Below are 26,084 nucleotides of genomic sequence, written 5' to 3' on the forward strand. Positions count from 1 at the left end.
GCTGCGATCACAGGTTCAGGACTCCGGTGCACCGGGGCCTCAATCTGGCAAGAAGCGTGAGGCCATTGGCAGCACGGCGGCGATCGCGGCCTAGACTCTCCGCATGACCACCGCCCTCGTTTGCACCCATGCCGCACTGGCCGCGCTGCTTCTCGCAGCGACCTTTGCGCGTGCAGTCGCCAAGCGCGCGCGGCGTCAGCTGACGCCAGCACATTCCTAAGCCCGGCGGTCCGCTCCTCTCCTCTTTCAGCGCAACCATCCACCGCCGGGCACCAGCTCTTGCGCGGCAGCGGCCGCCGTCCCTCGGTCCGGGACGGCGCCCGCATCGATGGAGTGCGTCCAATGCATGCAACGATCCACGGCGAGCGCACGCTCACCGACCTTGACTTCGCCCGCCTGAGCAAACTGCTGCCCGGGCGCGCCCTTCTTCCAGCCCATCTGGCCGACCTGCTTGCAAGCGCGGAGGTGATGAGTTCGCGCGCCGTGCCATGCAACGTCGTGACGATGAATTCGCGCGCAGAACTCGTCGATGTGCACACCGGCCGACGCCAGACGCTGACCGTCTGCTTTCCCAAGGATGCGGAACCCGCGGCCGGCTTCATCTCCGTGCTTTCGCCGGTGGGAAGCAGCCTTCTGGGCCTGAGGGTCGGAGACATCGCGAGGTGGCACACGCCGAATGGCGCCGATTGCGCGGCCGAAGTCGCCACCGTCCTGTTCCAGCCCGAGGCCGCAGGGGACTACCAGAAGTAGCTGGGCCGTGCCGCGGCCCTCTCCCCTCGTCTCGCCACCTCCCATTTGCACCGCGCACGCGGTGTCGTCGCCAGCGCCCTGCATGGCACGGCGCAAGCCGTTCTGAAAGCACATCGCCTTGACTCCTCATTCCTTGCTTGCCCTCAGCAAGCACCCCTCATCGGCAGCCATCGACTTCTTTTTCGGGAGCGTGGCGGAGAGCGTGCTACGGGACTGCGCGAGCGACGTGCTGGTGGTGCCGCACGACCACCGAAGCGCATCGGGCGCGTACGCTGCGAAGCGGCTTCCCGGTGGAATGGCGGTAGGCCGAGCGCGAGGTTGAGCGGGCATCGGCTGCTGTCCGGCGCGGAGGACTTGCCTCCAATGAAAAAGTCCCGTCGCAAGGGCTGCGCGGGACTTTCAAAAACTGCCAGGGATTGATTCTGGCGGAGAGTGTGGAAGCGAAAAGCTCTTTCGAATCAATCATTTACGCTTCAGATACCATGCCCGATGCCACAAACAAGAGAACTCTATCTCCTGCTCGGGCGGCATGACTTCTCACCCGTGTTCTACCGCATGACGATCTTCCGGCGCCTCCCCGGTCCGTAGGATCATCAGCGCCGCGAATGCAATGATGCCAAGGCCGCCGGATACCCAAAGCGCGCCGATTCCCCATCGTTCAATAGAGATGCCGAAAAGCCAAGGCGCCAGGGCCTGCGCAATGCGCGCCGGAACCATCAGCCATCCTTGCCGATGCCCGTAACCGTCTGGCCCAAAAAGCACCAGCGGCAATGTGCCCTTCGCAATCGTCAGCACGCCGTTTCCCGCACCATGAAGGACCACGAAAGCTGCGGCCAAGGGTGCCCCGAGTAGCGCGAGGATCGCAGCCCCCAGCGGATGCATTAGCGCTGCCAGGCGCGCGGATAGCAGCGGATGCACCTGCCTTAGAACACTGAACTCGAGAATTCGCGCTCCCACTTGCGCAGGGCCAATAAGAGCGCCCATCGCAACGGCCGCTCCAAGCGTGGCACCAGCGGCCACCAACAATTGAGGTAGATGGGCCGCCATGGCAGTGCTGATGAACCAAGTGACGGCGAACACAGTTGCAAGCATCAACGAGGCGACCCAACGGCCGCGTCCATCCGTCGGCGTGGATTGTTGAATTTCGGCGTTCTGCGTTGCAGTGGGGATTTGCCCTTCGACGGACGGCAACAGCCAGTTCAAAGGAAGTGCGATTGCGATGTGTAGCACCGCCCAACCGAAACACGCTCCCCTCCACCCGACATTCGCTTCAAGAAGGGTCGAAAGCGGCCATCCAACCGTGCTCGCGAAGCCAGCAAACAGCGTGATACCAGTGATCGCGCCGCGGGAGTCTCGCCCGTACAGACGCACCAATCCTGCAAACGCGGCTTCGTAGAGGCCACTCCCCATCCCGACACCCAGCACCGCCCATGCCACGAAGAGCCCGGCCATGCTGTCGGCAATCCCGAGCAGCACAAGGCCAGCTGCAAAAACAACATTCGTGGTCATCAAGACAGGGCGACCACCCCAACGATCGATCATGCGACCTGCATACGGCCCCAAAAACGCAGAGACCACCAATGCAAATGAAAAGGCCGCAAACACCGTTGGGGTGGTGATCGCCAAATCACGCGCAATGGGAGCGGCCAGCATCGCTGGCAGGTAGTAAGACGAGGCCCAAGCTAATGTCTGAGTCACACCCAGAATCACCGTTGTCGTGGTTCTACCTTGCACTTCGGTTCCGGCCTCGCTCAGATGCTTCGCAGGTTGAACTGCTTTGAAAGCGCCTTCGCGCTCGCGCGCCGCCCGCTGTACCGGTTGATGGTCGGAGACTCACGACTCATACCAACCTCGCGACGAATTCACGACCTTGACCACGGCCAACATGATCGGCACCTCGATCAGCACGCCGACCACCGTAGCGAGCGCCGCGCCCGAGTGGAAGCCGAAGAGGCTGATGGCGGCGGCCACCGCCAGCTCGAAGAAGTTAGAAGCGCCGATCAACGCGGAAGGACACGCAATGTTGTGCTTCTCACCGAGCTTTCGGTTGAGCCAGTAGGCAAGGCCGGAGTTGAGCACCACCTGTATCAGGATCGGCACCGCAAGCATCGCTATCACCAGCGGCTGCTTGATGATGGCTTCGCCCTGGAACGCGAACAGGAGCACGAGCGTCAGCAGCAGCGCGGCAATCGACCAAGGCCCAATGCGATGCATCGCTCGTTCAAAAGCGGCAGGTCCGCTCTTCAGCAATTGCTTTCGCAGCACTTGCGCAAAGATCACCGGCAGGACGATGTAGAGCGCCACCGATGTGATGAGCGTGTCCCACGGCACCGTGATGGCCGACAGGCCCAGCAACAGGCCGACGATGGGAGCAAAGGCGAACACCATGATGGCGTCGTTCAATGCTACCTGCGACAGCGTGAAGACTGGATCGCCACCAGTCAGTCGACTCCAGACGAAGACCATTGCCGTGCAGGGCGCCGCGGCCAGCAAGACCAAGCCGGCGACATAGCTGTCGAGCTGGTCGGCCGGCAGTGAGCCGGCGAAGACCTGACGCACGAAAAGCCACGCCAGGAAGGCCATGGAGAACGGCTTTACTGCCCAGTTGATGAACAAAGTTACCCCGATGCCGCGCCAATGATTTTTCACCTGCGCAAGGGCTGCGAAATCGACTCGCAGCAACATCGGGATGATCATCACCCATATCAGCACGCCCACGGGGATGTTGACCTTCGCGATCTCCAAGCGGCCTACGGCCTGAAATGCCGCCGGGAACAATTGCCCCAGTGCGATACCGACGACGATGCACAAGAACACCCATACCGTCAGGTAGCGTTCGAAAACGCTCATGGGGGCCGCGTTGGCACGCGGGCTATCAATGACTGCGCTCATGGATCAGCTCACAGAAATGTGTCGCAACCGCTCTTGCAGCTCGGCGTCGCTCATCGCCTCTGGGTTGTCCAACGCGAGCAACTGCAACATGCGGTAGGAAATCGCCTGTCGGGTCAGCTCGAAGGCCTGCCGCTTGGCGGCCTCGCCGCCCTCGGTGTTCGACGGGTCCGGATAACCCCAATGAACCTTGACGCGAGTACCCGGCCAGTAGGGGCAAGTCTCCTGCGCCGCGCTGTCACAGACGGTGATGACCACCTGCATAGCCGGCGTGGAGAACTCGTCCCAGCTCTTGCTCCGAAAGCCTTCAGTGTTCACGCCAGCGGCTTGCAGCACGTCGATGGCGAACGGATTGATTCTTCCACTCGGTGCACTGCCGGCGCTGAATGCCTTCACGTCCTTGCCGAGCTTCTGTGCCCAGTGGTTGAGCATGCCCTCGGCCAGCACGCTGCGGGCCGAGTTGTGGGTGCAGAGAATGAGTACGTTGAGCGTCATTGCGCAGCCTTCTGAACCTTGCCGATGTCGCGGATCTCGCGCTGGATCGCCATTGAATCGAGCCGCGCCAGAGGTAGAGCCAGCATCAGTTCGATCCGACGCTTGAGCGTGAGCGCCGTATCCATGAACTGACGCTCGGCTGCCTCTTCCGATCCTGCGAAGGTTGCAGGATCAGCCACGCCCCAATGAGCGGTCATCGGCTGGCCCGGCCACACCGGGCACATCTCACCCGCGGCCTTGTCGCAGACGGTGAGGACGAAATCCATCGCCGGCGCATCGGGCTTCGCGAACTCGTCCCAGTTCTTACTGCGATAGCCGGTGGCCGGGAGGTGCATCTTGTCCAAAGTGAGCAATGCGTGGGCGTTGACCTTGCCGACAGGATGACTGCCAGCGGAGTACGCCTTGAATCGCCCTTTGCCCAAGTGGTTGAGCAAACCCTCGGCCAGGATGGAGCGAGCGGAGTTGCCGGTGCAGATGAAGAGCACGTTATAGGTCTTATCAGCCATGACGATGTTTCTCGGTGGGGGAAGTCGGGGTGATCTCTTTGAACATGCAGACAGCCGAGGCCGGACACAGGCTCTTGAATTCGCTGCTCGCCTGCACGGACGCCGGCAGCGCCGTGCGGTCGCAGCGCTCGAAGCCTCGGGCCTCGAAGAATGGCTCTGCCGTGGTGGTGAGGATGCACAGTCGATTCACGCCTTTCGACACGGCGAAGGCTTCCATGGTTTGCAGAGCCTTGTCGCCCACACCATGACTGCGTGCATCGGCGCGAACCGCGAGAGAGCGAAGCAAGGCGGCTTCACCGAAGCGCTCCAAACCGACACAGGCAAGGATTCCTTCGTCGCCGGCGCGGCTCACGAAGAAGGCCTCCATGTGCTGTTCCTGCAGATCGGATTCGGGCAGGCCGGCCTCCCGAAGCAGCGTTCGCACGGATGCGAGCGACTCAGCTTCAGCACGCACAAAGAGGGACTTGAGCACCGACTCCGGTGGCGTAGCGGCAGTTTCTTGGGACATGGCGCAGCCGTCAGCAGCAGGCGTTCCTGCTCTTGGTGAGGCCGACGCGATCAGCGGCTTTCTCGCACCAACCTTGCACCTGCTGACTGACCAGGTCACGCCGCTGTCCGAAGCTCTGGTTGTCCTCGAAGGTTTGGTAGTGTTCCCAAGCGATACCTTGAGGATCGGTGACCCAGTGCTTTTCGCTTTTCGCGTAGCAGCAAGTCGTCGCGCCTTCATCGAACACAGTGCGGTCGGCCGCGTCGGCGCGGCGCTTCAGCTCGATCAACTCGTCCGAACTTTCTGCTTGAAAGCCGAGGTGGTCGATGCCCTTTGCGTGCCCAACTGTCGATATCGCGAAGTTGACGCGCGGATCGTCGAGCATCCATTTCGCATAGTCTGATTCCACGCGCGTTGGCGCCGAATCAAACAGGTTTGAGTAGAAGGCGATGCTCTTTGTGAGGTCATCGACATGCAGGTGGACGTGGAAGCGCTTCATGGGTTTCTCCTTCAGCATTCACAGGCAGTGGCGCTGTCGGTGAGGCACGCCTCGCCTTGACAGCAGTTCTCCGTCAGGTAGCCGAGCAGCGCATTCATCTGCTCGAACACCGCGCGGTAGATCAGGTTTCGGCCGTCACGCTCTTGACTTACCAGGTTGGCGTGCGTCAGCTCTTTCAGGTGGAACGAGAGGCTGGTCGATGGCACGCTCAGCCGTTCGGCAAGCACGCTTGGCGTGAGCCCGGCAGGCCCCGCGACTACCAGCGCACGAAAGACCTGCAGACGCACAGGCTGGGCGAGTGCGGCTAAGGCTTGAATGACGTTCTTTTCTTCCATGATTCAATAATAGTCGAATTATTGAATCAATGTCTAGCCCCCTTACTTGCAGGCCGGAACACCTTCTTTACTCGTCCGTGATCGGCCTGAGCCAATCCACGGCAGCTTGATCTGGCGGCAGCGCTCGAAGACGTTCGTCGCGCCAAAGATCGTGGGCGACTTCCTCCAGTTGGAGAGGATCAACGGTATGCCATTGCTGCTGCAACCGGTGCGCGCAGGCGGCAATCCAGAGGGATGCGGGCACGTTTTCCATGCGCACATATTACTGTATATTCATACAGTGTTATGTGACGTTTACATCCTCTACCAGTCCGGCGAACTGCTCCCTGAAGGCGAGGTGAAAGCCCACCCCGTTCGCGGCTGGCTGTGCTTCGGGGATGCGGGCCGGAGCTACCCACACGAGGAAGCGCACCTGTACCGAAGCAGGACAGACCCGACCGAGGTAGTCGCCTTCGTGGACTACGCGCGGGTAAAGAAGATCAAGCGCGGCGGCCTACGCATCGAAGGCCAACAGCAACACGGCTACAGAGAGTATTGGCGGCAGGTTTGGTGGTGCATTCCTGTCGCCACGGAAGAGCCGGCTATCGGCCGCCCCTTCGCCTCGACACAAGGCTCTCGGCGTTGATGGGCTTGACGCACTCGGCGAGCGCGGCCCGTAGCTCGCCTTCGTAGCCTTCGCGCAACTCAATCTCAGCGAGTGCCGATGCGCTGAATCGGTCGAGATCCACGCCAGGCGAAAGCGATTCGGTCGGCATCGCCGGCCGCGCAGGCGTCTCCACCCTGCATTCCACCGGAACCGGCACCTTCACCGTCTGAATCGGAGCCACCCCGCACGCAGAGAGCGAGCCGGCAAGGCCTACGAGGGCCGTCAGGAACGTGTAACGCCTCATGGCTGCTCCCTACCCCTCAGCCACGCATCGACGCGCACCTGCGCGCTCGCACAGGCGTTGCCCGGCACGGCCGCCGGCGTGCTCAAAATCGTGTTCGCCGTTTGCTGTCGCTCAGTCGCCGCACTGCGTGCCGCGGCCTGCGCCTTCTTCGCTTCGGCGCCGCGCTTGTCGGCCAAGTCGCGGAGGTCTTCGGTCGCGTCGCTGCAGGCCGACGCCGCCGACCGCGCGCTGTCGCGCTCGAGGACCGTCGTCGCAGCCTTCTCGCGCGCACTAACCCACGCCCATCCGAGCGCAGCATTGCCCGCCACGCTCAGCCCCAGCGCCACCAACAAGGCTTGCAGCAAGCTCATTTGCTCAGCACCTTGTACGCGCGCGCGGTAGCCGCCTTGCGCTCGGCCAGCTTGAGCCGCTTCGGGCCGTTCACGCGACCGGTGATGTCGTAGACATCGCCACGCTCGGCCGCGGGCAGACAGTCCTTAAAGTCGGCAAAGAACCAGCACGCGGACATCGCCGCATGCTGCGGCTGCAGCAGCAGCTCGGGGTTGGCGCGGTAGTTCACACCCATTGCCCGCCCAGCGGCGATGTATGCGTCTTCCCAGGTCAACTGAATCAGGCCGCGGCCATGGAAGCCCTTGTAGCGCAGCATGCTCAGCCCTTGCGGGTTGCGCACGTAGTCCTCAGCCCGATACCCGCCCTGCACGAACATGCTCGGGAAGATCTCGCGCAAGCGCGCTGGCGTCTTGTAGTTGAGGCCTTCTTCGACCTTCTCCAACGTTTCGGACTCGATCACGAGCTGCCCGAGGAACGCGGCCACCGCGCTATCGGAATGGATGCCAAAGCGGTTCATGCCGTCCGCCAGGTGCAGCACGTAGCGCTCGGCGTTGGCGCGCGTGGCGCCGGTGCAGTCGATAAGGGTCTGTGTGTCGATCATGGTTTCTTGAACTCCTTTGCCGCGGTCTTCGCGGCCTGGTTGGCGGTCTGTGCGGCGGTCTGCGCAGTGCTCGCGGCTTCACCCGCTGTCTGCGCAGCACTCGCCGCGGTGCCGGCCGCCTGGTTCACGCGGCCGGCTAGGGACTTGAGGCCGTTGCCGAATGCCTCGCGCAGTCGATCGATTTCCGCGAGGTGGTCTTCGCGCTGGCGCGCCATCTGCACCTCGGCATTGCGCGTAGCCCAGAAATAGCCCGAGCCGAAGCCACCGAGGAACAGGCTCCCGACGACGCCCACGGTCTCGAAGAGGCGGCGCCACTGGCGCGGCACACGCATGCGCGGCTGCTCTTCGTTCGGCGCACGGTCGGCGTCGATGTGCGATTCACTGTGCATTTCGTTGGTCCTTCAGTTGGCGAACGAGGTCGCGCAGCGAGCCCAGTTCGAGGGTCTGCGCGGTGAGCGTTTCGTTCATGACCTTGAGCTGGCCCTTCATCTCCCACAGCTCTTGCATCGCTTGGTTGCGCTCGGCCGCGAACTTGTCGGCGCGCTCCTCGGCCTTCACACGCGCGGCGCGCTCGCCTTCAAGCAATGCCTGCCAGGTCGCGAGTGCGGCGATCTGCCCCTCGCTGTCGGCGCGCTCCTTTGCTTCGGTCGGCTGCTGTGCGCGCCATACCCTGTAGCCGCCGGCAACGGAAAGAATCAGCGCCGCAAGCTGCGCGATCGGATTGCCGGCGATGTCGCCCATGTCCATGAGGTGCCTCTACTCTTTCTCTTAGATTTCGACCTGCACGAACGGCATCTCGGGCGTCGTCGCCTCGATCACGCCATCGCGCACAAAGACCTGATCGCCCACCGCGCCGACACCGCGCGCCGTGAGCACACCACCGCCGGGCAGCTCAAGAAGAGCCACCTCGCCATCGATGGCCGTGATGGTTGCGATCTGCAGCGGATAGCTCGGCAGCAGCGCAAGGAAAGCGGAATAGACGTTCGTTGCCACGCTCAGGCCTCCACATGCGTTTCGAGCGTGATCGACTGGCGAAGCACTGGCCGCTGCCAGTCCACCGAGGTGCTGCGCACGAGCCCGAGATGCGTCTCGGCGCCGTCTTCGTAGCGAACCAATGCCCCCGGCTGGATGACGCCCGTTTCGGGCAGCACCTGAAGCCGCAGGCTGACGTTTGCCTGCGCGCCGGTGTCCGAGAGCACCGAGAGGCCGCGCTGCGCCACCGCATCGCTGTGCGTGATGAGCGGATGGGTCACCATCTGCGCCACGAGGTCACCGGCCGTGCCGCTGCGGGTCACCTGCCCGAGCACGCCGGCGCCGTTGGTGCCGGCCACGAAGATGCGGTTGTAGTCCGGCTTCGTCAGTGGCTGGATGCCCTCAACGGCGACAGCGGCGGACGGCAGCACGAAATCAGGCGTCAGCGTGTCCCAGTGCCACGGCGCTGCGGGATAGCGCGGCAGCACGCGCAGCGTCGGCTCGGTCGCGTGCGGCTGCACGATGGCGCCCGCGGCGCTTGCGATGTCGAGCACTGCGCCGATGTGGCTCCCCTGAAAGGCCCACGTCCCGCCAGGCACCGCCCAATCCGTCAGACCGAAGTCGATGCCCCATCCGATGCTCACCCCGTTGTAGGTCAACGCAAGGTTGAGCAACTGCTCGACACTGCGCAGCGTCGGCGACGCATGGTTGAGCTTCAGCGAATAGGGATCGTCGAGCAGCGCCCCGCGGCCCTTGCCTTGCACCTGCACTCGCGACTGCCCGAAGCGACGGTCGCGGTTGCAGTCGGTCGCGCTCAGGCGATACGGCACCCCGTTGACGGTCGCCAGGATGTCAACGGGCGCCGCATGGATGCCGCGCCGAATGACAGGCCACGCCGCGCCCGGCAGCGTCGCGCTCCATCGCCATGTCCACGAGTCCGCATCGAGACTCATCGAAAAGGCCAACGCCTCAAGAACCTCGCCACTGTCTAGGCGCACGAGGCTGATACTGTTCTGCACGGTGTAGGCCTCCAAGATTGGCACGACGACGGTTGCGCCGGTGCCAGGTGGCGGCCCATGCCGCTCGCAAACGAAAATGAGCGTGGTGCTGTACTTCTGCGGTTTGCTGAAGACGAGCGTTGTCGATGGCTCATAGCAAGGGTCCAAGGTCGGCGGCACGACCACCGCCCGGCCCGGCAGCGGATGCATGGCTGCCTGCCACTTCGAAAACCGACCGACGTCGAGCTGCGCCGCGGCACCGAAGCCCTCTGCGTGACGCGCCTGTGCGCGCACCGCGTCTTGCCAGCGCACATGCAAGCCGCGGCGCATCCGCTCGGCTTCCTGATGGCGCGCGCCGAGCGGCGCCGTCGCCAGGCGAACCGCTTCCTGCCAGCGAGCGGCAACACCAGCTCGCGCCCGCACGACCGACTGATAGCGCAGCCCCACCTCGGACGCCAACTCACTTGCAACCTGATGGCGCACCGCGACGCTGGCGCGTGCGCGAAGCACGTCTTGCCATGCAGGCGAGACGCCAGCGGCCAACGGCTCGGCCTTCTGCCAGGCGTCGATCCGCCCGACCAGCGCGCGCGCTGCGCCTTGGTGCTTCACTGCGATCCCGCCCTCGATCTGCGCAGCCACTTGCCAGCTCGCCGATATCGTGCTCGTGAGGGGGCGCGATACCGCGCTGGTGTACGTCGCAGTTCCGCGCGTCATGAAGGCAGGCAGAGGAACGTTGCCGACGGCCGTCGCAAGAGGCGGCATCGTGGCCACGGCAACGCCGAACACCATGAACACCGGCAGCGCGATCCTGCCCAGCGCGTAGGCCCCGCTGCTCACGGGTTCATCCGGCTCTCCGAAAACGAGAACGTTCGGTGGCCCGTCGAGCGGCAGCTTCCTGAAAACGAGGTCTTCAGCCACCGATGACGACCTCACCGATGAAGAAGGTTCCGCCCTGATAGAGCTTTGCCTCCGGGTCGCCTTCGGGCGGGTTCTGCACCACGAGCTTGATCTGCCCTGATCCAGACGGGCCGCTCATGCTGAAGTCGGCCACCCATGTGCCATCAGCCAACTCGACGCGACCCCACGTCGCGATCCCGGTCGCGAGCGCCAGGTCGCCCGCAATGTCCGCTTGCGCGAGCGTGAGCTTGCCGCCCGCCACCGCGCCGGCCGGCAGGGCCAGCACCGCAGCGGCCAACAGGGTGGCAATGTTTCCGCCCTCCGCCGGTTGCACACCGCCGCACACCAGAAAGCGCGCGCCCGCACCGAGGTAGGCCACAAGGCCAGGCCCGCCCAACATCGCGTTGATGGCGAGCACGTTCATGGCATCAGCTCCACCTTGCCATTCGCAAGGGTCAGGCCGTCCGAAACAACGGCGCGCTTCGCGTGGTCGAGGTACAGCGCCCACACGGAATAGCTCTGCAGCTCGTCGATCCATTGGAAGTCGTAGCTGCCATCTGCAGCGGTCCACAGCTCGCGGACCTGCAGGCCATCCACATCCCGGACCAATCGCACGCGGCAGCGGTAGGGCTTGTTCGTGGGATTGAAATACTCGACGGTCTTGCCGCGCAGACGGCCATTGCCCTGCCCTAGCACGCCCGTCAGGTAGTCCTTGCGCCCCAGCACGACAGGGCGGCTTCGGGTGCCCGCATAGGGCGGCGTCGCGCCGAGACTTGCGACATGGACCAACCGGCGCGCTGCGGTCTGCAAGGGCGCGGGAACAATGTCCGAGGGCGTGAAGGTGAAGGCCTGACTCGTACCCACGGCCACATCCACCGAGTACAACTCGACCAGCGAGAACCTATTAGCCAGCAGCTTGACGGGCTGCGGAAGATCCAGCGGCTGCACCACCAGCTCCCAACCGGCAGCATCGACGCGCAGCGCGAAATCCAGACGATAGGTTTCGGTGCTCAGATTCTTGATTCGCCCTTTGAAGATCGACACCGCACCGGCGCGCTGAAACAGCACACCCACCGAACGGCAATCGGTATTCGGGTGAAACGTGAGCAGTGCATCAGGTCGGCTCGCGAACCCGAACATCCGACTGACGGTCTGCAGGATGTAGCTCGTACTGACGGTACTGACTGGCGCCACCTTGTAGGGTGCGAAACCACCCTCGCTCGAAAACATGGCTGTTGTCGAACCACCCGCGTAGGGCGAGGCGCCCAGCGTCACCGCAAAGGAGTTGTCTTCGCCCTCCAACGCCTGCAGGGTCTGTGTCTCGGACACCCCCAGCGCCTGCGCCCAAGCGGCATAGCGCAATCCCGGCGCGGCCGAGTCGGCCACGTCAATGGTGAAGCGCAGGCTCCCGAAATCGACAACGAAGCTCATCGCCACGGCCCGGTGATGTCGATCAACGTCACGCCCGTGTTATTGGATGTGGTCGGATCACTGCTGTAGCCGTTCCCGACTGTCAGAGCCAAGAGCTTGCGCCCTGCATATTCGCCCGTCGCCGGCACGATGTCGCGGTGGCTGATCTGGCCGTAGACGAAGTTCTGCGGGATGGTGAGCAAACCCGGCACTTCGCAGCGTGGCTCAGGCTGCAAGGTATCGAACGAACGCAAGTAGCGCGGAGACAGCCGCAGCTTGCCGTCGATCCGGCTCGGGAACGCCCCGAAAGTGCCATCCATCCCCGACACGGTGGAGGGCTGCCCGGTGTAGGGGTAGGAGGCCATCGCATAGGCCGTGCCCAGCCCCGAGTGGTTGCGCGCCGTGTAGACACTCTGGGAGGCGTTGTCGAAGGTGCTGTACTGGGGATAGCTCAGCCATTGAGGGGCCGGGTCGTTGAAGAACGCCGAGAGTGCGCAGGCGAAGGCGTCCCCCGAAGGCTTGAGCGCGATCATGTCGCCGAACCCGCGCACCGCGCCCACGGTGTAGCGGTCATAGGTTCCCACGGCGCTGCCCATGTAGGCAGAGATGTGCAAATAGAACATCCGGCCGTCGCCGATCAGCACCCATCCCACTGGGTTCGAATTGGCAACGGGCGACTTGCCCCAGGCCCCGCCATTGACCACCACTTCGTTGCGCGGGAATGCCCCCACGCCGCTGGAGATGTCGGTCATGGACTCGTAGCCGACGACGCGCGTTGTCGCGGCGTTGGTGTCGTCCACGCGCAGAAACATTCCTGTGCTCGCGGGGTCGCCGCTTTTGTACGCGCCGAGATTGGGGCCGCTGAAGGGCTTCAGCCAGCCGAGCGGCGCCATCTTCATCGTGACCGTGCCCGCGGCCGTCCCATCGGGCGCCGAGGTAGCAAACCGCACCGACCCCGCGCCAGGCTTGGCCGTGATCTTCTGCTCGCCGTTGAGCACATCGAGCTCGCCCGTCACCCCAGCAATTTGCACGACGCTCTCGACCACTGCAGAGTGCGAACCCGTATAGGTCGCCGTCGCCACGCCGCCCGCCACGGTGAGCGAGGCAAGCGTCTTGATGTCGAAGCCGTCCTTCAGGCACGCATCCAACAGCGCAATGATGGAGCCTGCTGTGCCGGACAGCACAGGGGCACCCGACATCTGGCTGCTGAAATACTTGACGCTGGTGTCGACAACTGAAGTCATGTTCTTTCTCTTGCTCTTTCGTTAGGGGCGGTCCACGCCAATCAGGACCAGAATTTCGAAGCTGTCATCGAGCACGGTCTCGGCGCCCATCTGCACCGTGCGGATGGGCACGAAGGGAAACGTCGCGGCGATGGTGTTGAAGCGGATGAGCGAGCCGGCAGGCCAGCCGCCCGAGCCAAAGCCCGCCGCGGGAATCGTCATGTAGGGCACGCCCGACGGGCCGAGCGGCGAGCAGTCGGCCGTCATGCTCTGACCGGTGACGATCTGGCCGACGTGCTCGCCGATCAAGTTGTAGGCCGTGCCGCTGCTGTTGATCTGGATGCGCCAGCGCTCCGTGACCGCGCCCTTGTTCGTGACGGTGATCGGATAGTCGATGTCGTTGAACGTCGGGTCGGCGGCGTTGCCGATGAGGCTGTCCGACCAAGCGCCGCTCCACGTTTGCTGATCGAACAGCAGCGACACGCGCGCTTTCACGTCGCCCATGCGAAGGCCGCTGCTGACGTAGCTGTCGGCGGCGGGATAGTCGTGCGACACCCGGCCTGCGAAAGCGAGGCGGCCATCGATGCCCACATCGGAAACCGTGAGCATGTCCTCGATGCGGTGCTCGAAGACGACCGGCTGCGCATAGCCCGACACGTCGGTGAACGTGACCGTTCCAGCGTCGAGGTTGCGCGTGTAGCCGCCCTCGATGGTCAGGCCGTCGGCGCCAACGATCCGCACGCGCGACAACCGCACGCGCCCCGCGTTGAGCGTCTGCCCATTCGCCACGACCGCAGCAGGCAGGCGCTTGGTGTTGTGGATTACGGCGAGTTCGCCCTTGCGAAAGATCGGCACGCGGCCGTCCGCCGGCAAGCGCACCGGATCAAGACCCAACAGCGTGGCATCCACGGGCAACGTGGTGAAGGCGACCGCGTTGTAGCGGATGGTGCTGGCAAACACCGGGACCGGCTTCCAGATCTTGCCGTCACTGCCCACCGCATCGGGCGAATACCAGATCGCGCCTTCGTTGCCTGCGGCCGTCACCCAGTCGCCGAAGCGCACCTTGCCGACGCCGGTCGCCGCGTCGAAAGTGCCATGCACGTTCGTGCCGTTGATGAAGCCCGAGGCGTCGGCCGTCACGTTGACCGTGCCGCCGTTGAGCTTGGTCGCCAGGAGCTGCAGCGAGCCCGGCAGGACCGGGGCCACGGGCGTGCGAAACACGACGTACTCGACGGGCTGACCGTCGAGGCTCGTGAGCAGGCTGTTCACCACGACCGTGCTCGACGCCGACGCCGGCCAGGTGTTGAGCGATGCGAGGTTCGTCGCGTAGTCGTAAGTGCCGGCCAGCGTCGCCGAACCGTTCGACGGATCGAGGTCGGTGTAGAGGCTTCCGGCGCGGTCGAAGTAGGTCTTCCCGCCGAGCGTGAAATTCACGGTGCCCGGCACCGCCGCCTCGCTGAAGTTGGGCAGCAGCTTGATGGAGAGCTTCGGCTGATTGAAGACCTGACTCTTCGTCGTGCCGGCACCCACCACCCGGAAATTCGCCGACACGAGCGCCGTTGCGTCGGTAGGCAGCGACGCAGGCAACGCGACATAGCTGTAGCCGGTGAGTGTGTTCCGGTAGGCGCCGGGCAAGTTCGGCGACAACACGGTGCCGAGAATGCCGAGCTGATTCACGGACCATTGCGGCACGGCCACCGTGACGACGGCCTCGGGGAACAGGGTCGCCACGCCGGCGGCGTAGTCGAGCGATCCGAAGACCACACCGAGGCCGTCTCTGAGATTGCCCGCGCCGTCATCGGTCACCGTCTTGGTGGCCGCGAAATTCTGCGGCACCCACTGATCGGCCGGCACGCCGCCGGTGGACTGCAGGATAAGGTTCCAATCGAGCGCGAGCGAGCGCGGCGCGATGTTGGTCTTCCCGAGATTGAGCGTGATCGAGCCATCGCCGTTTCGGGCGGGTGCCGGGAAGGCCTTCGAGGATGGCTCGCCGTGGCTGTAGCCCACGGTGAAGGCGACCGCAGAGGCCGGCAGCACCTTGGGCCTCACCTCGATGGTGCTGCTCGCATACGACACCGGGCCGGTGGCGTCGCCCGTGAGCGCGCCGCTGCCGTTGTCGCTGGCATGGCGGGCGGTTCCGTCGTTCCAGTCCACCGACACCGAGCCGGATTCCGCCGCCTGGTTGTCGAGTGCGAGCATGATCGACAGCGCCGCCGTGAGCGTGCCGCTGCGGTCCTTGTAGTTGACCTTCGCAGCCCAGGTGTAGATGACCTCGCTTCCCACGTCGGGCAGCGAGCCGAGCGTCGGCAACGTGGTGCCGGTTGCATAGTCCACCGTGCCGCTGCCGATGCTGGAGCTGCTGCCCGAGAGCCGGCCGCCGCCGTCGTCGGCCAGCTCGTACCAATTGCCACCGGCGCGGTATGCCACGCGCAACGAGCCAGGTGCCGGCGGCGGGAGGATGGTCAACGGGTAGTTGATGCGCCGGCTCTCGACGGTCACCACGATGGATGCCGAATCAGCCAGCTCGATGGGCGCACCCGCCGGCCGGAAAGTGATGGTCTTGTTTCCGGCGATGGCTGGCGCGTCGCTGGCGAAGGTCATGGACCCGCCGGCGTAGTTCACGCTGCCGATGGTCAACGCGCCGAGCTTGAGCCGACCGCCGTCGTCGGTCAGCGTGCCGGCCGAGGTCGAGACGGACAGCGAGCCCGGATAGGCGGGATTGCCGAAGACGATGATCGAGTTCGGGCCGAATGCCACGCCGGTGGTGAGCGACACCGTGCCCGAACCGGAGGCGACGATGGAAGTCGCCGAACCCGCTGCGCTGGTGTCCACGATGGGGATTTCTGTCGTCGCGCTCGGCACGAGCTGCGTGTCGATCCGATCGACAACGGCCGACAGGTCGCCCGTCGTGACGTTCTGCGCGAGCTTGGAGATGCCGTAGAACCGCGAGGCGTTCGCGACCAACATCTTGCTGATGGCCGCCGAGGTTGGCGTGCGTTCGAAGAGACGGCTTGCCGGCGTGCCCGCGTAGTCGTTCTTCAGCCCGTCCACCAGCTCGCAAATGCAAACCTGCGCCTGATAGTCAACGAAGGAATTTCCCGCGTTGTAGCTGTACGTGCGCTGTTCCACGGACACATCCGCCACGCGAACGTATTCCGTCTTCCCGCCGCCGCTGATCTGCAGCGTGCCGTTCGTGTTCGGCGGTGTCGCGCCGGGTCGCTGGAAGATCTGAAGCGAACGCTGCCCCTGCACATGGTTCGACAGCAGGTAACCATTGAACTCTTCGCCCGGCGAGGTGTAGGCCTCGATCCGGTTCTGGATGCTCGCGCGGCGGTCGAAGAAGTCGCCGGTCGCGAAAAGCGTCGCGCTCACCTTCGGGTCGGCCGGCGGGCGCGAGATGATGACGACACCCCCGAGCGCCGTGTCGGTGTTCATGGTCTGGATGACCGCCGCAATCTTCATGATCGACACGTCGCCCTGCGCGCGATCCACGGCCGAGATGTCTTTGAAGATGGAATTGCTCTTGCCGTCTTCGATGACCTTCGAGGTCGGTGCGCCGCCCCCGTTGTCTACGTCGTCCATCACTTGCGTGGCAACGATCTTGATATCGGATTCGAGAATGGTCATGGTCAAACAGTGATGAGCCGCACGGTGGCGATGTAGGGGTAGTCCTCGACGGGCAGCTCGGGGCGCGCGAGCGGCTTGCCCTCGACGGCAAGCCCGGGGGCGAACTGCACGGAGAAGATGCGGCCATCGGCCAGCACGAGGGAGTGCTCGCCGGTGGCATCCGCATCGGCCAGGGTCTGCAGTGCGGTGAGCGCGCCGCGCTGAATCCATCCGGCCTCGACCTCGCCCTGCAAGGTGATCGGACGGCCGGCCAGGCGAACGCCGGCATCGATCAACGCTGCGCCCGTGAGCGAATACTCGAGACTCTTCTCGACGCGGGTCCAGCCGAACTCGTCGGACCAAACCATGCCGCGCGGGATCTGCAGGCCGGCGAGCGTGTGAAACTTTGAAGTGACCATGTCTATCGGCTCGGGCGGTTGGAAGACGTGCCGGCCGCGGCGCCGAGCTGCGCCAGCAGCCCCTCGATGGCATCGGCGCCGGCGGCATCGGTGTTGACCGTGCCGTAGTCCCGGCCGTTGAGGTTGAGATGCAGGTTTACGGTGCGATTCGATTCGGGCACTGGGATCGTGGTCGGCGTCTGCCCCTTGCCGAAGAACGTTTCCTTCTCGGCAGCCTTCAGCAGCGCCATGCTCAGCGTGCCGCCGTCCCCGCCGTACTTCTTCTGTCCGGGGTTGTTGAAGAACGGGATGTCACCCTTCGCGTCGGCGAACTCCATTGCGATGGCACGCGCCCTCTTCTCGTCGGCCACGCCTGCAGCCTTCAGGAAAGCGGCGATGCCGGTCAGAGTGCCGAGGTCGCTTCCGGCATTGACGGTCTTTCCGTCCTTGTCGGTCGAGAAGCCGCTCGCGTCGCGGCCGAGGCGCTTGTTTTCGAGCGCGTTCTCGCGCTCTTTGAGCGCGTTGGCCTTCTCACGCGTTTCGATGTCGCGCTCGCGTGCGTTCGTGACCTCGCGCAGCGCGCCGGCCAAGCCGTGGGCCGACTGCATTGCGTCGTTCTGCGCATCGCGCAGCCTGAGGGTGGAGCGGCCCGCGCTGTCGAGAACGACCTCGAAGCCGCGCATCGCGGCCTGCGCCTCCACCCAGCCGGGGGCTACGCCATTGCCGGCAGCGATGGCCGCCTCTGCGGCGCGCTTCCATGCTTCGCCCAGGCCGATGGCGGTCGCCTTGCCGCTGTCGCGAATCAGTTCGAAGTCGCGCAGCGCAGTCTTCGCCGTGGTCTCAAGCTGCTCCTTCGTCTCGATGCCTGCGCGCGTGAAGGCTGCGGCCAGCTCGGCCGCGGCTTCGGCCTGCGCCCGCTTGTTGGCCCCGGCCGCATCGGCGGCGGCGAGATTAGCCTTCTTCAGCTCGTCGAGCTTCTGCACCGCCAGTTCAAGATTGCCGGTCGCGATGGCTTGGTCGTATTCGGCGTGCAGGCGCTTGACCGACTCTCGGACCTCCTCCGCCTTTGCCCGCTGCGTTTCGGCCGCGCTGGCGGCCTTCTGGCCGGCTTCCTGCGCACTGTCACCGGCCGCCTTCATTTCGGCCGCCATGTTGGTGAACGCCGCGGCGCTGCTCGTGGCCGCCGCCGTCGTCTCTGCGGCGCTGTCGGTCAGGCCGGCCCATCCGGCGCGCGCCTGCTCGGCGCCCTCGGCCGCACGGTCGAAAGCCTCGCTGGCCTTCTCGCCGAACGCATCCGCCACCGCACCGGTGGCCTCGGCCGAGATGCGCACCTCTTCGGCCGCCGCCTTGAACGCTGCCGAGAGGTCGCCGAACGTGATCTTCGCCAGGCCGGAGATGATGGTGGCAAGCCCGGACTGCACCGCACTGACCACATTCGCCATGGTCTCGGCAATCTTGAAGATGGCCGCGATGACCATGTTCGCGCCGGCCGACATGACGCCCCACACCGTCTGAACGATGCTTCCCGTGGTCTGCGCCTTCTGCCCGAAGCTGTCGAGCAGCGCGCCCACGCGGTCGGCCAGTGCCTGCGCCTTCGCAACCAGCGCAGGCACATCGACGCTCGCTACGAACGCCTGCACCCACTTGATGCCGTTCTGAAAGGCCGACGCCAGCGCAGCCCCGAAGCGCCCCACCGAGCCATCGGCGACCGCAGCACGCAGCGCGCCAGATAGTTGCTCGACGCCCTCTTTCAGCACCGGCAGGATGGGTGTCGTCAGCGCGTTGACCGTCGAATCCCATGCGGTGCGCAGCCCATTGAGTGCGCCATTGAGATTCGACTGCATGATGGCGGCCGTCTCCGCGGCGCTGCCCGTCGCGCCCTGCAGCGCCTTCTTCAGCTCATCGAGTTTGTCGACACCCTGATTCAGCAGCGCGCGCAGTGCCGGGCCGGCTTCCTGACCCACGGCCGCAATGGCCCGCTGCCCCGCCGGGCCGGCCGCAGCCAGCTCGTGCAGCATCTTCTCGAAGTTGCCCGTCGTGATCCCGGCCGCAGCCAGCTCCGTGCGGAATTTGCTGGCCGGGTCCGAGAACTGCGCGAGGATGCTGTTCAACGCCGTGCCGGCGCGACTCGCATCGATACCGGCGTCGGCGAACTTGCCAATGATCGCGACCGTGCTTTCGAGACCCAGCCCGAGCGTGTTCGCGAGCGGCGCCGCATAGCTCAGCGCCTGCGCCAGCCCCGTAACGCTGGTGTTCGTGGCGTTCGCGCCCTTGGCGAGCACGTCGGCCACGCGGCCCGAGTCCGTGAAGGCCAGGCCCAGCCCATTAACGATCTTCGTCAGGAACTCGGCCGAGGTTGCCAGTTCAATATCGCCAGCGCGAGCGAGCTGCATTGCGGCGGGCAGCGTGGCGATGGCGTCGCGCACGCCGAGGCCGGCTTTAGCCAGGTTCTCCAGCGCGCCGGCGGCCTCCAGTTCGGTGAAGCCGTAGCGCGCATCCGCCGCAGCTTCCTGCGCCGCCTTGCGCAGCGCGCGCATCTCGGATGCGGTCGCGCCGGTGGCGGCTTGCACGCGGGACAGTGCCTGCTCGAAGTCCGCACCGCCCTTGATCCAGCCGGCGAACGCTTGAATGCCGAAGTAGCCGAGCACGACGGCCACAAACGCGGCAAGGCGTGTCTGCAGCTTGTCGAATACCTTGGACGCATCGTCCTTGGCATTGATAACGATCTGAATCGGCTTGAAGCCCACTGGGGAACCTTTGAGAGAGTGGCGAACGGGAACTGGTACGGCGACGGTTGGCGCCTCTAGGGAAGCGCCAGGCGTCGCCGCCGCTCAGCGAGAGCGGCAGCGAGGTGCGGGGTTAGACCTCCAGTGGACGGCCATCGACGAAGATCGCGGCGCCGTTCGGCGGCGTCAGCACCTCGATGTCGAACTCCATCTGCACATAGGCGTCATCGCTGGTAATGAGCGATATATCGCCGGTGGGCGAGAGCGTCACGAGCGGGCAATAGGTATCGCTCTGCTCGCCTTCGGCCACGTTCGACAGAACACGCAGCGCGCCGCGCAGATCGATCGTTTCGCCGGACTTGATGCGCAGCCAGGTGGTGGCCGGCTTCGAATAGGCGACCTTGATCTTTCCGGCTTCGATGGCGCCGCCGGCGAGGATCTGCAGACGGCCGAGCGCGGCGTCCACGGTGTAGTCATCGCCCAGCACGAAGGGCTCGCCGCCAGCATCGGGCGTGACCACTACCTGCGTGACCTTGCGCGCTCCCGCAGGATTCGCATCGGTGCGGCCCAACTGATAGAAGAGGCCGGGAATCACGGTGATCTCTTCCGCGGCCACAGCGCCGGTCGCTTGAGAGACGGTGGACTTTTCGCCCGAGATGAACATCGCGCGGTTGTCCACACTCATGTTGTCGCAGGTGATCTTTCCGGTGCGATCGATGCGCACGACGCGATTCGCGTCCTTGACGCCCGGCCCAGATTCGGCGCTGTAGTGAGGCGCCTTCTCCGTCGCGATGTTGAGCGTGACGGTGGGGCAGTTGCCGAGGTGGCGCTCGCCCGTGAGCTGGTCGGCAGCGTCGAGCACGTCGAAGAAGACGCGACCGCGCGGGATGATGTATTGACTCTTTTCGTAGATGTTTGCCATGGTGGCTCCGTTGATTGGTTTCACTCTTGGCCGAAGTAACGGCCCGTCGTGGAGAAGAGAAGTTCGATGCCGATGAGCCCGCCGTCTGCGAACTCGGGCGGCGAGAAGCGCGCCAACTTCAGCGCGCCCCACTTGCGCCCGCCCGCCTCGCCCGGCACCCAGTTGTGAAGCCGCTCGACGACCTTTGCGATTGCGGTGTCGAGCAGTGCCGCCGCAGCCGGCCCTCGCTTGACCGACAGCAGGACGCTCCAGCCAGGCGCAAGCGCTACAGCGCCTTCCTTCACATCCGCCAGGGCACCGGCGGCGAACATGACGGACACCAGCGCCGCGGCATCGCGATTGCCTTTGCCCGTGGAGAAGCCCAAGACTTCCCAAGCAGGCAGGGACTCGCGCAAGCGCTCAGCGATGTTGATTTCGAGCAGGAACATGTCAGACGCTCCGCAGAACGAGGTTGGTCACGCCGGTGCCGTCCGCCTCGGCGCGCACCACTTCGAACGCTCGCCCGTCTACGGTGATCGCGTCATCGCGCTGCAGGCCGACGAGATCCGCCGTCGCGCCTTGGCACGCCGGCGCATCCGCATCGACCTGCACGCCAAATGGCGCCGCATACGGGTGATCGAAGAGGACGCGCGCGGTCTTCTGCACGCCTTCGACGGTGAACGAGGCGTTCACCGCGAAGTCGCTGAAGAAAACAGACAGGTCTTCGGCGAACATGGGCTTACGCGGTCTGCGCGTCTTCCATCGTGGCGAAGCTCTCGACGTTGCGCACGCCGACATCCACGTCTTGCAGTGCGGTGACGCGCACCGTGCCCGTGGTGCTGTGCGTGTACGGATCGACCATCAGGTCGAGGCCGCCCCACATGCCGATCACGAGGTCGGCGAAGTTGCCAAAGATGAGCGCCGACAGGTCGGTGCCAGTGCCCTTAGCGATGTTGGACGGCACAGCGTTGGTGACGGCAGCGCGGTAGCCGTTCAACGGCTCGCTGCCCTTCTGCCATACGCGCTCGCCGGTGCCGGGACCATCGACAAAGGTCTTCTTGAGCTTGCCGCGCACTTTGGCGTTGGTGAGGTAGGCCAGCGTGCCCACATCGGCATTCGCGACCGACACAGCCGTTTCCAGATCGACCACGCTGTCCCAGGTCGGCGCGCGCCGCCGTTGGCGCCACCGATCACGCTTGCCGCAATCTTCGCGAGGATGCCGCTTGGCTCGTTCGCGACACTGCCGCCAGCGATGGCCGCGCGCTGGATCGCCAGGCCCAGCACCATTGCCAAGTCGGCCGACACGAAGCTCTCCACATCGATGCTCGACTGCAGCAGCAGCTTGCGGCTGATGTCGGTGAAGGCACCGACCGTTTTCGGCGACATCGCCACCTGACCGATGGCAGCGCTGCTTTCGTCCGGCGGTTGACCCTCCGCCACCCAGTAGGCGCTACCCGAGCCGGTTTGTTTCGGAATCGCGATGTTGCCCACCAGGCCCGACAGGAAGCGAACGCCCAAGGTGTTAAGCACCATTGCATCGCGCAGGATGGTGATGAAGTCGCCCGACATCAGGTCGGTGGCCACGAGGTTGCCGCCGGCAGTGGGGGTGCCGACAACCATGTCGCGCTTTTGCACATCGAACGGAATCAGGATGCCGCGCGAGGCCTTGCCGAGTTTTTGCGAAGTCGCAGCCGAGCATTCGAATTCGAAGGCCGCGGCATTGCGGGCAGCGACATCGCCCGGGTTCGCGAGCGCATGAAGTGCGCGCACCATGCTGAAGCGGCGCGTTTCCTTCGGCGTCAGGCCGATGTCGGCCGTGGGCACGGGCTTGGATGCGAGCGAGCGAAGGGCCTCGGCCTGGAATTGCTCGACCGTGTGGCCGGCTTGAATCGAACGCATCGCCAGCTCGGCACCGCCAGGCATGGCCGATGCGATCTTGCTGATCTCGCTGGCGTGGTTGCGCTGCGCGGGAACTTCGATGATGGGTGCCGGGGTAGCGGCGGGCGTGGTTGCAGGCGTCGTCATGGCGCGGTTCTCCGTAGAAGATGGGGAAATGGAAGGAAGGGAAGGAACGGCCGGCAGCTCGGCGGGGAGACTGCGGCCGACACCGACAGTCGCGTCCGCCGGCACGCTGACCAGAGACAACTCGAAGGGCTCCCAGTCGGTCACGCGGTAGGTGTCAGAACCGTCCTTCGTGCCTTCCAGAATGGCTTCGTGGATGATGTAGCCCACCGAAACGTTGACGCGGATGCCGTCGATCACGTCTCGGAAGACTTCCTCTGCGCGCACGCTTCGACCGAAGCGCACCACGGCACGGGCTACCTTGTCCGAACCGATTTCCACAGACTCGACGACCGCGACAACATCTCGTGTGTCGTGGTCACAAAGGAGGTTCGCGCCGGCCATGAGGCGGCCGGTGCGCATTGACTTGCGACTGAGGTCCAACACCTCGATGAACCAGCCGCGATTGACGGGCGTCTCGCTCGCAAAGGCGAGCTTCACGGTGCGCGCTTCTTCGTCGATGGAGGCACGCTCCACAACGAAAGCGCGCTTGAGTTGACCGGTGGGCAGATGCTCGCGAAGAGCTTGAGGAAGACTTGAAGTCATGCCGCTATTGCAACGGCGATGCACTGACATTTTGGAGGCCCGCGATGTCACCATGTCGCTACTTAATGCTCGCCCGGCGTCGTCTCCACACAACGCGATGTAGGCGAACTCTTGCGCACAGTCGGGCAAAACAGGATGTCTCAATCGCTACCCATTTGCTCCAATGCGCTCGATGACACCAAGCAAACTTGAGCGTCTGGCACAAATGCGAGCAGCCGCAAGGGCGGCTACTTCCGCTGCATCAGCCGTACAGCGTCTGGCAATTGAAAATCTGCGTCAAAGCGGCGACCGCTGCTACACAGGTTTGGCCCCGTTGATGACGGCACTACTGACGCATGAACGGGATCTTTGGAGGACGTACATGGATGCGTTGACGCCCGATGCGGACCGCTATGCCGGAGGGAGAGCCAACATCAGGACCGACCAGCGAGCCAGGTCGTAAGTGCGCAGTTCACAGGTGCGTTGAATCTAGTCTTCAGCATCATCCAGCGGTTCGCGACCAGCCTCGTTTTTCGAAGCAGGAGCTGCGTGGGGACTTGCACCCTTCGCGGCATATGCGGGCAATACGATTCCGAGCTGTTGCGCGAGGTCTTGCGCTTCCTTGATCTTCACCATCGTGTCGTAGAAGTCGCGGCCCATTTGCGCGCTCAGATCCTGAGGGGCAACCAGCCCGGCCCCCACACCAGCGATACGAGCGTTCATGTCCTTGAGCGGGTCCACCCATTCCCAACGACGGCCGAGCCAATCGTGCGGGGCGAACTTCGTGATCTTGGCCGCGGGCAGCGGGCTCCCGTTTGGCATCGTGATGGCATTCGACAGCATGGACATCACCATCCACTCGGCGCGCACGCGCTTGAGCAGGATGTCGATGAACCACTGTTGATCCGACGACCACCGGTCGCGCTCGTCGAGCGTGCCGCTGCGGATGCTGGAGAAGTTGACGCCTTCGAGGTCATTCGCGAGCGCGTGATACGACACACGCCAACCACTAGCCACGCGCTGCAGCGCGGTCTTCACGAACGGACCGAAGACCTCGTTCGGATACTTGCTCTCGTGCGGCTTGAAGTCGTAGCCAGGTGGCAACGTGTCGTAGACGCCGGGCTGACTCGTCGTGATCGCGTCGCCGTCATCGTCGCGCTCGCCAATAGGCAATGTGCCCGGCGCCGCATCTTGGTTCTGCGTGAAGAAGCCGAAGTGATTCGCACCGTGCTCGGCGGCCAGCACCGCGGCCAGCATGAAGCCGCCCAGGTGATGCAGGCTCAACATGCCCGGCGCCATCCACGGGATGCCGCGCACCTGCTCGGCGCGCTCGACCTTGAACCCGTGGATGATGTCTTCAGCCGCCAGGCGCACGCGCTGGCGCGACGTGCGCGGGCCATCATTCGGATGCGCCTCGAAGATGTGTACCGCAACCGTACGCCGATAGGCGTCCACTTCCACGCCCATGATGACGGTGTTACCCGTCGAATGCTCCACGCCGTTGAACGTGGTATCGATCCGGTCTACGTCGATGAGCTGCAGCGCGAAGTTGAATTCGTTGCGCGCGTCGGGGCCGCGCACCAGCCGCACTAGAAACTCGCCGTCGCTCGGCAGGCCACCGACCAGCGTCTCGCACATGTCGCGCAGCGACTGCCGGCCGGTGACATCGCACACAGCCTGCCAACGCACGAACGCCGCTTCGATGGCATCGTTCGCGAGCTTGTCGGCCTTGCCCGGCGCGTTCTCGACGCGCGCCTGCATGACGAAGCCGGCCGGCCCCACCATGTTGGTCTCGACCATGCCGCAGAACTTGCGCGCATAGTCGTTGTTGTTGCGCAGCTCCCGCCCGCGCGCGCGAAGCCGGTCGAGGTCGCCGCGCAGCTCTTCGTTGATGCTCGAATAGGTCGCGATCCAGTCGGCCGAGAGACGGTCGATGCGCGCAGCCTGAAAGCGCCGAACCTGCGTCTTCTTCGCGATGGACTTGCCACGAAAGAGATTGCGAAGGAATGCGGGCGCCTTCATGCGCCGAACCTCACCATGATGCGGCCCGACACGCCCCGCGGCCCGCTCTTGCCCTCTTCCGCCGCCACCTCCCGCTGATACTTCGTGCGCATCGCGTGCAGCTCGTTGAGCGGGATGTACTTCAGGCGCCGGCCGTTGATTTCGTATTCGGCCGTCGCGCTGGTGGCCCGGCCTTCGAGCACCGCCTCGATGGCATCAAGCGTGCGCCGCGCATGGGAGCGGACATCGCCCGCGGCGCCGAACGATGGCGCGACAGTCAGCCGGCCGGTGGCGACCGTGTAAACCTCATCGGCATTCGTCACACGCGCTCGCCAGTCGTAGGAGCCAGGCGCATAGGCCTGCGTGGTTTGTGCGGCGACTACGACGCGAAACGAATCGCCGTCAGCGCTCGCGTGAATCTCGTAGCGATGCATCGCGTTGAGCAGTTCATAGCTCAATGCCCAACCGGCAGAGGCCGGATAGTCAGCGAGCCGTCGTGCCCATTTGACGGTATCGCCCGGAATGATGGAGATGGGTTCGGTGTTGGAAGTGTCGATAGCCACGGTCGGACCTTTGGTCAGTGT

The 26,084-nt window shown here is 64.6% G+C and carries 28 protein-coding genes; 2 read left to right on the plus strand and 26 right to left on the minus strand.

Going from position 1 to position 26,084, the window contains the following annotated elements; genetic code table 11:
* The first annotated feature begins 342 nt into the window (after positions 1–342).
* Positions 343–750 carry a GreA/GreB family elongation factor gene (locus QF040_RS18455; protein ID WP_429612268.1) on the plus strand — a complete coding sequence of 136 codons (408 nt, stop codon included), beginning with the start codon at positions 343–345 and terminating at the stop codon, positions 748–750.
* A gap of 537 nt (positions 751–1,287) precedes the next feature.
* Here the strand turns inward: QF040_RS18455 and QF040_RS18460 are convergent.
* The 7 genes from QF040_RS18460 to QF040_RS18490 all read right to left on the minus strand — a co-directional run bounded on the left by QF040_RS18460 (position 1,288) and on the right by QF040_RS18490 (position 5,961).
* Positions 1,288–2,484 (minus strand): MFS transporter, encoded by a 1,197-nt coding sequence (locus tag QF040_RS18460; protein WP_429612269.1) that lies wholly within the window; start codon positions 2,482–2,484, stop codon positions 1,288–1,290.
* Between the two features lie 99 nt (positions 2,485–2,583).
* A complete protein-coding gene (arsB, locus tag QF040_RS18465) occupies positions 2,584–3,642 on the minus strand; it encodes an ACR3 family arsenite efflux transporter (RefSeq protein ID WP_429612270.1) in 1,059 nt (352 codons plus the stop codon).
* A gap of 3 nt (positions 3,643–3,645) precedes the next feature.
* Positions 3,646–4,134 carry an arsenate reductase ArsC gene (locus tag QF040_RS18470; RefSeq protein ID WP_429612271.1) on the minus strand — a complete coding sequence of 163 codons (489 nt, stop codon included), beginning with the start codon at positions 4,132–4,134 and terminating at the stop codon, positions 3,646–3,648.
* Positions 4,131–4,640 (minus strand): arsenate reductase ArsC, encoded by a 510-nt coding sequence (locus tag QF040_RS18475; RefSeq protein ID WP_429612272.1) that lies wholly within the window; start codon positions 4,638–4,640, stop codon positions 4,131–4,133. The genes QF040_RS18470 and QF040_RS18475 overlap by 4 nt, the downstream gene beginning before the upstream one ends.
* Positions 4,633–5,148: an arsenic resistance N-acetyltransferase ArsN2 gene (gene arsN2, locus QF040_RS18480; RefSeq protein ID WP_429612273.1), complete on the minus strand. Its 516-nt coding sequence runs from the start codon at positions 5,146–5,148 to the stop codon at positions 4,633–4,635. The genes QF040_RS18475 and arsN2 overlap by 8 nt, the downstream gene beginning before the upstream one ends.
* A gap of 10 nt (positions 5,149–5,158) precedes the next feature.
* A complete protein-coding gene (locus QF040_RS18485) occupies positions 5,159–5,626 on the minus strand; it encodes an ArsI/CadI family heavy metal resistance metalloenzyme (protein ID WP_429612274.1) in 468 nt (155 codons plus the stop codon).
* A gap of 11 nt (positions 5,627–5,637) precedes the next feature.
* Complete coding sequence (locus tag QF040_RS18490) at positions 5,638–5,961, minus strand: ArsR/SmtB family transcription factor (protein WP_429612275.1); 324 nt, start codon at positions 5,959–5,961, stop codon at positions 5,638–5,640.
* A gap of 187 nt (positions 5,962–6,148) precedes the next feature.
* Here QF040_RS18490 and QF040_RS18495 point away from each other — a divergent pair, with 187 nt between their 5' ends.
* Positions 6,149–6,586, plus strand: coding sequence for a hypothetical protein (locus QF040_RS18495; RefSeq protein ID WP_429612276.1), 438 nt, complete (start codon positions 6,149–6,151; stop codon positions 6,584–6,586).
* Between the two features lie 261 nt (positions 6,587–6,847).
* On the opposite strand, the gene QF040_RS18500 is transcribed toward QF040_RS18495, so the two are convergent.
* From QF040_RS18500 to QF040_RS18590, 19 genes are all read right to left on the minus strand, one after another.
* Positions 6,848–7,201, minus strand: a complete 354-nt coding sequence (locus QF040_RS18500; RefSeq protein ID WP_429612277.1) for a hypothetical protein — start codon at positions 7,199–7,201, stop codon at positions 6,848–6,850.
* Positions 7,198–7,782, minus strand: a complete 585-nt coding sequence (locus QF040_RS18505) for a glycoside hydrolase family 19 protein (protein ID WP_429612278.1) — start codon at positions 7,780–7,782, stop codon at positions 7,198–7,200. The genes QF040_RS18500 and QF040_RS18505 overlap by 4 nt, the downstream gene beginning before the upstream one ends.
* The gene (locus QF040_RS18510) at positions 7,779–8,171 is read right to left on the minus strand and encodes a hypothetical protein (protein WP_429612279.1); all 393 of its coding nucleotides are present in this window, start codon (positions 8,169–8,171) and stop codon (positions 7,779–7,781) included. The genes QF040_RS18505 and QF040_RS18510 overlap by 4 nt, the downstream gene beginning before the upstream one ends.
* Complete coding sequence (locus tag QF040_RS18515) at positions 8,161–8,529, minus strand: hypothetical protein (RefSeq protein ID WP_307508827.1); 369 nt, start codon at positions 8,527–8,529, stop codon at positions 8,161–8,163. The genes QF040_RS18510 and QF040_RS18515 overlap by 11 nt, the downstream gene beginning before the upstream one ends.
* Before the next feature lie 21 nt (positions 8,530–8,550).
* Positions 8,551–8,775 carry a hypothetical protein gene (locus QF040_RS18520; RefSeq protein ID WP_429612280.1) on the minus strand — a complete coding sequence of 75 codons (225 nt, stop codon included), beginning with the start codon at positions 8,773–8,775 and terminating at the stop codon, positions 8,551–8,553.
* 2 nt (positions 8,776–8,777) lie between these two features.
* Complete coding sequence (locus QF040_RS18525) at positions 8,778–10,670, minus strand: hypothetical protein (protein ID WP_429612281.1); 1,893 nt, start codon at positions 10,668–10,670, stop codon at positions 8,778–8,780.
* Positions 10,663–11,073: a hypothetical protein gene (locus QF040_RS18530; protein ID WP_429612282.1), complete on the minus strand. Its 411-nt coding sequence runs from the start codon at positions 11,071–11,073 to the stop codon at positions 10,663–10,665. Before QF040_RS18530 ends, QF040_RS18525 begins: the two co-directional genes overlap by 8 nt.
* A complete protein-coding gene (locus QF040_RS18535; protein WP_429612283.1) occupies positions 11,070–12,080 on the minus strand; it encodes a hypothetical protein in 1,011 nt (336 codons plus the stop codon). The genes QF040_RS18530 and QF040_RS18535 overlap by 4 nt, the downstream gene beginning before the upstream one ends.
* Positions 12,077–13,303, minus strand: coding sequence for a hypothetical protein (locus QF040_RS18540; protein ID WP_429612284.1), 1,227 nt, complete (start codon positions 13,301–13,303; stop codon positions 12,077–12,079). Before QF040_RS18540 ends, QF040_RS18535 begins: the two co-directional genes overlap by 4 nt.
* Before the next feature lie 21 nt (positions 13,304–13,324).
* Positions 13,325–16,909 (minus strand): hypothetical protein, encoded by a 3,585-nt coding sequence (locus tag QF040_RS18545; RefSeq protein WP_429612285.1) that lies wholly within the window; start codon positions 16,907–16,909, stop codon positions 13,325–13,327.
* 2 nt (positions 16,910–16,911) lie between these two features.
* Positions 16,912–17,307 (minus strand): hypothetical protein, encoded by a 396-nt coding sequence (locus tag QF040_RS18550; RefSeq protein ID WP_429612286.1) that lies wholly within the window; start codon positions 17,305–17,307, stop codon positions 16,912–16,914.
* A 2-nt stretch (positions 17,308–17,309) separates the two neighbouring features.
* The gene (locus QF040_RS18555; RefSeq protein ID WP_429612287.1) at positions 17,310–20,033 is read right to left on the minus strand and encodes a phage tail tape measure protein; all 2,724 of its coding nucleotides are present in this window, start codon (positions 20,031–20,033) and stop codon (positions 17,310–17,312) included.
* A 112-nt stretch (positions 20,034–20,145) separates the two neighbouring features.
* Positions 20,146–20,934, minus strand: a complete 789-nt coding sequence (locus QF040_RS18560; protein ID WP_429612288.1) for a hypothetical protein — start codon at positions 20,932–20,934, stop codon at positions 20,146–20,148.
* 20 nt (positions 20,935–20,954) lie between these two features.
* The gene (locus QF040_RS18565; RefSeq protein ID WP_429612289.1) at positions 20,955–21,362 is read right to left on the minus strand and encodes a hypothetical protein; all 408 of its coding nucleotides are present in this window, start codon (positions 21,360–21,362) and stop codon (positions 20,955–20,957) included.
* 1 nt (position 21,363) lies between these two features.
* Positions 21,364–21,648 carry a head-tail joining protein gene (locus QF040_RS18570; protein ID WP_429612290.1) on the minus strand — a complete coding sequence of 95 codons (285 nt, stop codon included), beginning with the start codon at positions 21,646–21,648 and terminating at the stop codon, positions 21,364–21,366.
* Between the two features lie 4 nt (positions 21,649–21,652).
* Positions 21,653–22,021 (minus strand): phage major capsid protein, encoded by a 369-nt coding sequence (locus QF040_RS18575; RefSeq protein ID WP_429612291.1) that lies wholly within the window; start codon positions 22,019–22,021, stop codon positions 21,653–21,655.
* A complete protein-coding gene (locus tag QF040_RS18580; RefSeq protein WP_429612292.1) occupies positions 21,907–23,574 on the minus strand; it encodes a phage major capsid protein in 1,668 nt (555 codons plus the stop codon). Before QF040_RS18580 ends, QF040_RS18575 begins: the two co-directional genes overlap by 115 nt.
* Before the next feature lie 414 nt (positions 23,575–23,988).
* Positions 23,989–25,521 (minus strand): phage portal protein, encoded by a 1,533-nt coding sequence (locus QF040_RS18585; protein ID WP_429612293.1) that lies wholly within the window; start codon positions 25,519–25,521, stop codon positions 23,989–23,991.
* A complete protein-coding gene (locus QF040_RS18590) occupies positions 25,518–26,063 on the minus strand; it encodes a hypothetical protein (RefSeq protein ID WP_429612294.1) in 546 nt (181 codons plus the stop codon). Before QF040_RS18590 ends, QF040_RS18585 begins: the two co-directional genes overlap by 4 nt.
* Positions 26,064–26,084 lie beyond the last annotated feature (21 nt).

The sequence above is a fragment of the Variovorax sp. W2I14 genome (assembly GCF_050435205.1).
Taxonomy (GTDB): domain Bacteria; phylum Pseudomonadota; class Gammaproteobacteria; order Burkholderiales; family Burkholderiaceae_C; genus Variovorax; species Variovorax paradoxus_C.